Source organism: Legionella sp. (genome assembly GCF_047605385.1).
Classification (GTDB): domain Bacteria; phylum Pseudomonadota; class Gammaproteobacteria; order Legionellales; family Legionellaceae; genus Legionella.
Genome location: NZ_JASGFU010000086.1, coordinates 1 through 8,932 on the forward strand (window position 1 = coordinate 1; position 8,932 = coordinate 8,932).

The following is an 8,932-nucleotide window of genomic DNA, read 5'->3' on the forward strand; positions in this document are numbered from 1 at the left end:
ATTCATAGAGTTAGATCTAGACCGGCTAAAATGGTAAATTGCTGGCCGAGACCCCATATTGAGCATTATTTTGACGACCCCAAAGTACAATCCATGCTCACGAATATTATAAAAAATCCTATTGATACTCCTTGGGGAACCATCAATCCGGATAATGGTATTTCACTACGTGGTCCCTTGTCTCAATTGTTTAGTGCCCTTTACTTAAAGCCCCTGGATGATGCATTGACTCAGTCTGAAGTTTTTTATTTACGGTATCAGGATGATGTAATTGTGTGTTGCAAGTCCAAACGGCAGCTCAACCGGTGTAAACAAAAAGTCATGGATATCTTAAAGGAAAGAAAACTTTCTCTTTCACGTAAAAAATCCCGCATCGGATTAGTCTCACAAGGATTTCATTTTCTCGGCGTCAACTATCTTGAGACGCAACCTCAAGATAATACCAGGAATGCATGTGCTTTCGATACTTGTTCAAATAATATTCATAATGGGGGGGGGGGGTAAAGCGAGCTTATCTAACACACCAATGCCCAGCCAAACTACCCCACACCCAAGAACACTTCGAAAAGCACGCGAGACCGTTAAGTCAATGGTCACCCATGGGTTTGCTACCCAAGCGATCAAAAACTATCTGTCCCGGTGGTGTTCCTGGTGGGCAAAAACAAATGCTCAATGGTCTTATCAGAAGCTATTAATCGAGTTTATTCAAACCACCCATCAAGCAGGCCTTAGAATTTTGGCTAGGGCCTTGTTTGATGAACGGTTTGAACAATTAAGAACAATTAATTGGGCTGATAATACATTCCTTGCTCAAGTGACTCTCTAAGTCCAGCAAGTGCATCTGTTTTTGCTCCACATAACTCTTCAGTTCGCACGAACTGGCGCCGTAAGCAAGATCCCGCAGTTCCAATCCGCAGCGCCCGGCATAACAGGCAAAATCGAAACCAAGCCCAGAATCACACTCCAGCGGGAACAGTCCCTTATCATCATTAAATAACTCAAACGTTCTCCTGAATGAACTCATGTCATCTAATACGCGCTTTACTCCCGAACAATGAATTTGGGCGTCGTAAGCAGTCATCTGCCGTTGCACATAACCAATCACTTTTTGCCAAAATAAGTCACGGTTCTCCCAAGTTCCCAAAGCATTAAAGTTATCGATGTAGGCCTGATATGCTGCGATTAAGTGTTGCAGATTAAAATGTTTACCTTGGGTAATCTCCTTGTTGCTGGTTATTTCCTTTCGGAATTGTTCAATTGCTGATTGGCCATGGTCTGCATTATTGATAATCTTTGATGCAATGTCATTGTAATAGTCTTTGAGTGCTTCTGCAGAAACCTCATCTTCAATCCCATTGGGAAACTGCTCCTGAAACTGCCTTAAGGCTTCTCCTTGTTCTAAGCGTTCAAAATAAGGAAGCATCTTTTCCCACATCGGTTTATCTCCCGCACCAATTGCAGCTTGAAACGCTGTTCCTATAATCGTTCGTCCAGAGTAATCTATGGCTTCTGTTCGAATTAAGAGCAACTCCGGGTTTTTTCCTATCATGGCTTGCGCTTTATCTTGCTCGCCCTTAACGACGTGGGTTAAGAGTTTTTGAGCTGCCCGTTGATTCAACTCGGAACATACAACAGAGCCCAATGTTTTGGAGGTTAAACTAAGATGAGCTAAATCCTTGTTTGTAAAAAAACCTGGTTTAAATCCTTCTGAGTAGATTTGCAATTGAGTAAATACTTGTTCGCTCAAAGAAAGTTCACCGGTAACATCATCAATTAAACTACTTTTTTCATTTTTTACTATTCGCTCTTCTTTTGAATACATCGTTTCACCTTGCATGACTATTAAAGAGGGCATAGTATATCACAAAATAATCTATTTGCACATAAATTGCGCTTGTCGATGGTTATTTAGCGCCAGCGACTAATTATCTTCAAGCCTATTATACGGATTTGGCAGATAGTCCAGAACCAGATCCTATTCATTTTGCTGAGCAGCTCAATGCCAATAAAGCGTGTCGCTATCTCGTTAAAAATTCTGGGACATCCGAGTCCCCAGAATTCACTCGCCAACGCGACAGGTTAAAGGCCGCGAGCGTCCTGTTTCCGGCACGTTTGCTCTAAACGAGCAAAGCGTATGCCTGCACCAATGACTTAACGGCTGCAGATAGATTTACTCCGCATCCCTTCGGGCTGTCTGCGTAAATCGCAGCCTATCGCGGACTACGCGCCTCGGCGTTCCGCCTTCCTTGGCGCGCAGCGAAAGTAAAGGCTGTATTAATCATTGATAATTGTCCTTCTGAATTACATAATCGTCTCACTCAATTGTGTGTTAATACGTTGATTTGTCTTATTTCAATTGAGTACGATATTCGAGATGATTTGCCGAATGAAACGGACGTATTTCGTTTGGAGCCAGTCAATGAAGACGTGATTGAAACTTTAATAAGAAAACGATTTTCTTTAGTCAGTCCCATTGATGCGCAACAAATTGCGCGATTTTCTGGTGGTAATGCAAAAATTGCAATTGCTCTTGCCCATACGGTAACAAAATCGGGTTCATTATCTGGGCTTCGTGATGAGGATTTATTTAGACGACTGTTCCATCAACGGCAAGATACCAATGAACAGCTGCTCTTTTTTGCCCAAGTTTTTTCATTGGTTTATTCTTTTGATGGGGCAGATCTTGATTCCAATAAGTCAGAGCTTGGTTTTTTAGCGGCAATTGTTAATAAAAACGGCTTAGATCTGTATCAAGCAATTGCAACACTAAAGGAGCGAGGACTATTACAATGTCGCGGGCAATGGAGGGCTATATTGCCGCCGGCTATTGCTAACCGACTGGCCCAAAAGATACTTGAAGCGTTACCTAAAGAGTATGTCATTAAACGGTTTATGGAAAACGGTTCGGAACGTTTAATACAATCTTTTTCTCGTAGACTATCCTATTTGCATGATTGCACTGCGGCACATTTAATAGTAGAGGATTTGCTCAGTGCTCATGGTTTTCTGGGGAAAAAGTCAGGTTCCTTTAACGAATTAGAACAGCACGTGTTTAAAAACATTGCCCCAGTTGTACCTGAATTAACTTTGGAGTATATAGAGAAATTAGTGCGTCATGGTGAAAAAACTCCTATTTTGTCGCAGCAGTGCTCGCACTCCTATTGTGATTATATAAAAATATTAAGGCTTTTGGCTTATGAGTCCGCATTATTTTATCGGTGTGTACACGTACTGATCCATTGTGCGCTTGGTGAAAAAATGGAAAATAGAGAGAACTCCAATTCTTCACGGGCAACCTTAAGATCATTATTTTTTCTATATCTTTCAGGGAGTCATGCTTCAATTGAACAAAGAGCTGAAATCATTAATAAACTGATAGATTCTGATAGACATCAAGAGAATGAACTGGGCCTTTTTCTCTTGGAGGCGACATTGGAGTCAGAGTATTTTACATCCTATTATGAGTTTGATTTCGGCGCACGCACTCGTGACTACGGATTACATCCCAAGACTCAGAAAGACATCGTCCATTGGTATACAACGTTTGTAGATTTAATTACAGGGTTGGCATGCTCAGATAAAAGAATAGCGATCGAGGCACGAAATATTTTTGCCCAAAAGTTACCTGGATTGTGGTTAAAAGTACGAACAGTTACGTTCCTGAAAGAATCCATCTTTAAAATCCATAATCACAGCGCAGGCCAATGGAATGAAGGATGGGTTGCTCTTCATCGCATTTTAAAAAATAAAAAAGAGTTGTCTGAACAGGAGCTGTTGGAAGTAACCCTTGAGTTAGAAAAAAAAATGAGACCGGCTTCTATTGTTGATCTTTCGTTCTCTCTGTTACTTTTAAAACCTCACCAATACCTTGATCTGAATAATAAATACGATGGGGATGATGATATTAACGCTCGTTTACATGAAACAGATGAGCTTATAGAGTCAATTGCCTATGAAGTGGCTCAGGATCAATCTGCATTGGATGTGCTTTTACCTAAAGTATGTAATATGCCCCATACAAGGCAGGATTTTTTTGGTATTGGTTTAGCAAGGGGATGTAATGACAAATTGTTTTTATGGGGAAAATTAATTAGTCAATTTAATAATACGCCCATAGATGTGCGAAATTTAAGTGTTCTTTGTGGGTTCTTGTCTGGATGCCGTAAGGACGAGCCACTTGTTTATACGGCAATAATGGATAATGTAGTGGATAACCAAATTATTGGGCAATACTTTCCCATACTGCAAGCAATATCAGGGATTGATGAGAATGCTGTAGGCCGTCTTCGTAAGTCGTTGTCATTAAACAGAGCCAAAGTTGATACTTTTATGCATCTGGCTTATGGAGGAATACCCAAATCCCTATCAGATGATGATTTAGCCTATCTATTAGAGAAATTGTTATCAAAAGAGGGTGGTGATAGGGTGGCCGTGGAGATTATCTCTATGCGATTTCATGACGAAAAGAAAGATCCTGCCATTTATTCTGAGAATTTGATTCGTGTTGCCCGTAGAACCCTTGCGCATTTTAATTTTAAGCCAACGGATAAACTCCTTGGATTTAGGAACTTAGACTACAGTTTTAGTCGAGTTATAGAAACAGTCTTGTTGAAGGACGCGCAAGAATGTACCTTAGAGATCGGTCAAAATATCATGGAAGCACTCAGTAATGATTACATTCACTCTTATGACCATCCAAGAATAATACATAGCTTTGCACGAACACAGCCCGAGCTATTTTTAAGCATTTTTTTCAATGGCTCTAAATTAGAGGATAATCTTCCCAAGAGGCGATTATTAAAAGATATTGATGGCAATTGCAGCGTATTACAGTTAATTCCAGAGGATACTCTTATTTTTTGGTGTAATTATGATTCTGAAGGTCGTTACCCACTCATTGCCTCGCTGATGTCGTTATTTATAGAGCATGATAAGTCATCGCAATTGCATCTGAACCCTTTGGTTTATTCGCTGTTGAAAAACGCTCCAAATGTAAAACAAGTTTTGAGTGAATTTACTCAATCGATATGGCCAATGTCCTATAGTGGTTCTTTGGCAGATGTATTGGAAGAGCGTTCAAAATTACTGGCAGAGTTGCTTTGTTATGAGAATGAGGCGATTCACGATTGGACAAAAAAACAAATTACTGTCCTTGAAGAGCATTCTTTAAAAAATAGAGATAGAGAAAATCAGTTAACAAAGACAATAAATGAACGATTTGAGTAGGTGTAATTCTTATCTTGTTCATGGGTTATGGATGATGATCATCCTTTAAATACAGGCCGTTTGTAGTGAACTTTAATTGTTCCTAACCCTTTTTTACGTAAGCTTGGAGGAATGATTTCTGTTAGGGCTATATTAGTTTTATCTGGTTCCTTTAAGCTTAGAAACTCCCTCTGGGATAATATTTTTTCCTTTGATTTAGAGAAATAATCAGTCTTTATACTCATGGATGCTCCCATTTTTAATCATTACAATACCTTTTTATGATTTATTCCGCGCTCCAACCGATCTACCTTGTATTTTAAGCTTGTAATTGCAATTTTAAGTGCATGTTGAGTGCATCAGCAACCTTTACCAGCGTTTCTAATGAGGGAATAAACGAGCTATTGCCGCTTTCAAGGCGAGAAATAACGGATTGCTTGGTTCCAATTTTATTGGCCAACTCAGATTGCGTCATATGCCGCTTTTTACGGGCATTTACAATCATGACGGCAATGTTATTAATGATTTGCTCACGCTCATAGTGCCTAGCAAATTCTTCGTTCTTATTGATTTTGTCGTCAATAAACTCATTTAAGGTAAGTTCTTTCATGGTCGTATACCTCCATCATTCCTTTTTCAGCCAGTTCAATATCTTGCTTTGGTGCTTTTTGTGATTGTTTTTTGTAGGCGTGTAAAAGAACAATCACTTCTTTTTGGATGCACACATAAAAAACCGATAACCACTGCGCGATGTTTTAATTTTAATTTCCCAAAGCGAGCCTTTAATTTGCCTGAATTGCACCCTTGGGCTATCAAAACCCCACTCTTCAACGCTCTTTAAACAACCGGCAAGTCGCGCTATCTCATCGGACGGCAAATCATTTAGAAATTCCGCCACAGGGTTTTTGCCCGATTGTTTTTGGTAAAATTTTATTCTCATAGTATTTTATAGCATAAATGTGATATTTTGGAAAGCCTTTAACTAAAATTAGTCATGGAGTTTAGTTTGTTGCGTAACGTTTCCGAGTTATTCAATGCGCTCAAGTTATCGAGCAGCTCCTTGATTGGTCTATGATTTTTAAGTAAAGGATTAGCCCATAAAAACAAGATGTTGTTATCAGACAATATTTTTTGCACCATATCAGGTTTTTCTTCCAGTAAAATGTCTATAGCACAAGCAACCAACCATTTAGACGTTGATAATTCACCTTTTGCGATTTCTTCAATGGTTTTCGGAGCAATACTTTTATCTTTATTAAAAAGCATCTTGGCCTTCTGGTGCAGTTTTTCTGATTTATTGTGGATGGATAATAATTCAGAGAATACGGCCTGTATCTTTAAGGACACGTCTGTTTTTACATTTTCAGATAATCCCAGTTGATTAAGCAGGGTTAGCGCGTGTTGTTTTTTGTCATCAGAAAGGCCTGCCGTTGCTATTTTAAGTTGACCAATAGCGGCACTAATCATGGCATCATAAACATTCAAATCGAGGTGCTCTTCAAAGCATAGCGTGCTTAATTCATCAAGAGTATCCATGAAACTACTGGGCAATCGGATTCTAAAATCCTTTTGTTCGGACAGCGCTTTTGTTGAGAAGTAATGTTCAATCGCTTTGAGATTGTTCATGTAGTGGTTTAATTCAATGGTTTCTTCCTGGCTTAATTTATCCCAGCCATTAAATTCATCGCAGTGATTTGCTTGAAATGAGCCATAGGTTGTTTTTTTATCGGCTGATTGCACATGAACTCTTGGGGGTTTATTCATGTTTGCCTTAACGGCAAACGATAATTTTTTCATGGGTCTACTCCTGTTGATAGCCTACTCCCTATAATGGGAGTAGGGTGCTAATCAATATTTATAATCGGGTATTTTTTCTATTCTATTATCAATGAATTCGACCAGATGATCACAATACACGCCTTTCATTGGTTTATAGGGTATTACTGGCCACACCAGCATGTCTGAAAAGTCTTTATTCAGGTAAAAAGAAATGTCATATAAATCGTGTGCCTCATCCAGCTCGATGCAGACAAACCCATCTAAGTATCGCGCATGAACTCTTAGTGCAAGCGCATAGTTCATACCATTTAGACACGCCCCACGATGGCTTTATTGGTGTGCAGCAATTGCTGCTGGATAATTTCTGGAATAGTCATTGTGTTCTCCTATGTTTTTACTATGTGTCACTATGACAAGAACAGTATAACAAGAGCAGTAAAAAGTATCAATGTTTATGATAAATTATATTTATAAAATAAGTTTATCAACCTGGTTGACAAAAATGCTCTTTTTTGCGATACTGTATTTGTTCCTTGAGAACAATAGTAAAAACATAGGAGAACACATCATGTTACCGATTTTATCAAAAGAAAAACTATTTAAATTAGCCCCTTCTATCTTTACACAAGACAGTTCCCATAAAACAAGCACTAAGTACTCACCCATCTCTACAGAGCAAATCATTGAAAAATTAATGTCGGAAGGCTTTTTTCCAACCTGGGCAACTCAGACCAAAAGTTTGAAGCAAGAATCAAAAGCATTTGCAAAACACATGCTCCGTTTTCAACGCCATGATGCCACGCAGAATAATCAGGGGCTTTATCCTGAACTTGTTCTTATCAATTCTCATGATGGCTTGTCTTCTTATCGATTAATGGCGGGTCTTTTTCGGGTCATATGCAGTAATGGAATGATTGCGGGGCAATCGTATGACGAAATTAGAATTAAACATCAAGGCGATGTGATTGGCAATGTTATTGAAGGCACTTATAAAGTGATTGAAACCGCGAACACAATGCTTGATGTCTCAGACGAGATGGCTTCAATTCATTTAAATGAGGATGAAAAAATGCTTTTTGCCGAAGCTGCCCTTTCACTAAAGTTCTCTGATGAAGAAGGGGGGATGATTGTTGCACCTAAAAATTTATTACAGCCAAGACGCTATGTGGATCAAAAAGATAATGATCTGTTTACGGTGTTTAATGTTCTGCAAGAAAATTTAATTAAGGGTGGGATTCGCGGTCAGCGTTTAAATAAATACGGTTATACCACGCGAACAAAAACGAGAGAAGTAAAAGCCATTGATCAAAATGTGAAACTAAATCGTGCCTTGTGGACGTTGACTGAAAAAATGATGGAAATGAAAAGGTAATCAGACATGGGTAAGCAAAGGAGGAACCCTTTGCTTATCCTCTGACTGCTCACCATTAAAAACCGTACGCTTGTTTGATATATATTTTGATATATATCAATGCAATGGGGTTTATCATGAGTCAATCAGCCAAGATATTTATAAATGGACGCAGCCAAGCCGTGCGCTTACCAGCCGCTTACCGTTTTAATTGCACCGAGGTTTTTATAAGAAAAGATCCCAAAACGGGTGATGTGATTTTGTCACGTAAACCAGGTGATTGGGATGACTTTTTTAATCTTTTAAAAACCGTGGAAATTCCTAAAGATTTTATGGTGTCGCGGGACGATTCTTTACCGCAAGAGAGGGATATTTTTAATGACTAATCAAATAGCCAATCGTTATATGCTAGACACCAATATGGTTAGCCATTTTATTAAAGGGGACCCTAATGTTCGTAACAAAGTTATTTCTGTTTCTATGTCCGATCTCGTTATTTCAGTTATAACCGAAGGTGAATTGTTATTTGGATTGGCAAAAAGACCTAATGTAATGAACCATCTCACCCACTGAGTTGGCAAATTATGTTTACCAGCT

At 38.9% G+C, this 8,932-nt stretch carries 10 protein-coding genes and 1 pseudogene; 5 read left to right on the forward strand and 6 right to left on the reverse strand.

Features of this window, described 5'->3' with window-relative positions:
- On the forward strand, positions 1–504 hold a 504-nt coding region (locus QM652_RS12995; RefSeq protein WP_415076486.1), incomplete at its 5' end, for a reverse transcriptase domain-containing protein.
- A 268-nt stretch (positions 505–772) separates the two neighbouring features.
- On the opposite strand, the gene QM652_RS13000 is transcribed toward QM652_RS12995, so the two are convergent.
- Complete coding sequence (locus tag QM652_RS13000) at positions 773–1,822, reverse strand: hypothetical protein (protein WP_415076488.1); 1,050 nt, start codon at positions 1,820–1,822, stop codon at positions 773–775.
- Between the two features lie 557 nt (positions 1,823–2,379).
- Here QM652_RS13000 and QM652_RS13005 point away from each other — a divergent pair.
- On the forward strand, positions 2,380–5,226 hold the full coding sequence (locus tag QM652_RS13005; protein WP_415076490.1) for a hypothetical protein: 2,847 nt from the start codon (positions 2,380–2,382) through the stop codon (positions 5,224–5,226).
- Positions 5,227–5,264: 38 nt separating this feature from the next.
- On the opposite strand, the gene QM652_RS13010 is transcribed toward QM652_RS13005, so the two are convergent.
- The 5 genes and pseudogenes from QM652_RS13010 to QM652_RS13030 form a co-directional block, all read right to left on the reverse strand.
- Positions 5,265–5,450 (reverse strand): hypothetical protein, encoded by a 186-nt coding sequence (locus QM652_RS13010; protein ID WP_415076492.1) that lies wholly within the window; start codon positions 5,448–5,450, stop codon positions 5,265–5,267.
- 74 nt (positions 5,451–5,524) lie between these two features.
- The gene (locus tag QM652_RS13015) at positions 5,525–5,815 is read right to left on the reverse strand and encodes a helix-turn-helix domain-containing protein (RefSeq protein WP_415076494.1); all 291 of its coding nucleotides are present in this window, start codon (positions 5,813–5,815) and stop codon (positions 5,525–5,527) included.
- Positions 5,793–6,145: pseudogene (locus QM652_RS13020) on the reverse strand (type II toxin-antitoxin system RelE/ParE family toxin). The gene QM652_RS13015 and the pseudogene QM652_RS13020 overlap by 23 nt, the downstream one beginning before the upstream one ends.
- A gap of 38 nt (positions 6,146–6,183) precedes the next feature.
- Positions 6,184–7,002: a hypothetical protein gene (locus QM652_RS13025; protein WP_415076496.1), complete on the reverse strand. Its 819-nt coding sequence runs from the start codon at positions 7,000–7,002 to the stop codon at positions 6,184–6,186.
- Between the two features lie 51 nt (positions 7,003–7,053).
- Entirely contained in the window at positions 7,054–7,287 is a 234-nt protein-coding gene (locus tag QM652_RS13030; protein ID WP_415076498.1) for a hypothetical protein, read from the reverse strand.
- 265 nt (positions 7,288–7,552) lie between these two features.
- Here QM652_RS13030 and QM652_RS13035 point away from each other — a divergent pair, with 265 nt between their 5' ends.
- The 3 genes from QM652_RS13035 to QM652_RS13045 all read left to right on the forward strand — a co-directional run bounded on the left by QM652_RS13035 (position 7,553) and on the right by QM652_RS13045 (position 8,908).
- Positions 7,553–8,356 carry a DUF932 domain-containing protein gene (locus QM652_RS13035; RefSeq protein ID WP_415076500.1) on the forward strand — a complete coding sequence of 268 codons (804 nt, stop codon included), beginning with the start codon at positions 7,553–7,555 and terminating at the stop codon, positions 8,354–8,356.
- A 116-nt stretch (positions 8,357–8,472) separates the two neighbouring features.
- Positions 8,473–8,721, forward strand: coding sequence for an antitoxin (locus tag QM652_RS13040; RefSeq protein WP_415076502.1), 249 nt, complete (start codon positions 8,473–8,475; stop codon positions 8,719–8,721).
- Positions 8,714–8,908: a PIN domain-containing protein gene (locus QM652_RS13045; protein ID WP_415076504.1), complete on the forward strand. Its 195-nt coding sequence runs from the start codon at positions 8,714–8,716 to the stop codon at positions 8,906–8,908. Before QM652_RS13040 ends, QM652_RS13045 begins: the two co-directional genes overlap by 8 nt.
- The last annotated feature ends 24 nt before the right edge of the window (positions 8,909–8,932 follow it).

Bases quoted from the DNA above. Each gene is read 5' to 3' on its own strand.
- QM652_RS13000 (WP_415076488.1), bottom strand. From the start codon at position 1,822: ATGTATTCAAAAGAAGAGCGAATAGTAAAAAATGAAAAAAGTAGTTTA.
- QM652_RS13010 (WP_415076492.1), bottom strand. From the start codon at position 5,450: ATGAGTATAAAGACTGATTATTTCTCTAAATCAAAGGAAAAAATATTA.
- QM652_RS13015 (WP_415076494.1), bottom strand. From the start codon at position 5,815: ATGAAAGAACTTACCTTAAATGAGTTTATTGACGACAAAATCAATAAG.
- QM652_RS13025 (WP_415076496.1), bottom strand. From the start codon at position 7,002: ATGAAAAAATTATCGTTTGCCGTTAAGGCAAACATGAATAAACCCCCA.
- QM652_RS13030 (WP_415076498.1), bottom strand. From the start codon at position 7,287: ATGAACTATGCGCTTGCACTAAGAGTTCATGCGCGATACTTAGATGGG.
- QM652_RS13035 (WP_415076500.1), top strand. From the start codon at position 7,553: ATGTTACCGATTTTATCAAAAGAAAAACTATTTAAATTAGCCCCTTCT.
- QM652_RS13040 (WP_415076502.1), top strand. From the start codon at position 8,473: ATGAGTCAATCAGCCAAGATATTTATAAATGGACGCAGCCAAGCCGTG.
- QM652_RS13045 (WP_415076504.1), top strand. From the start codon at position 8,714: ATGACTAATCAAATAGCCAATCGTTATATGCTAGACACCAATATGGTT.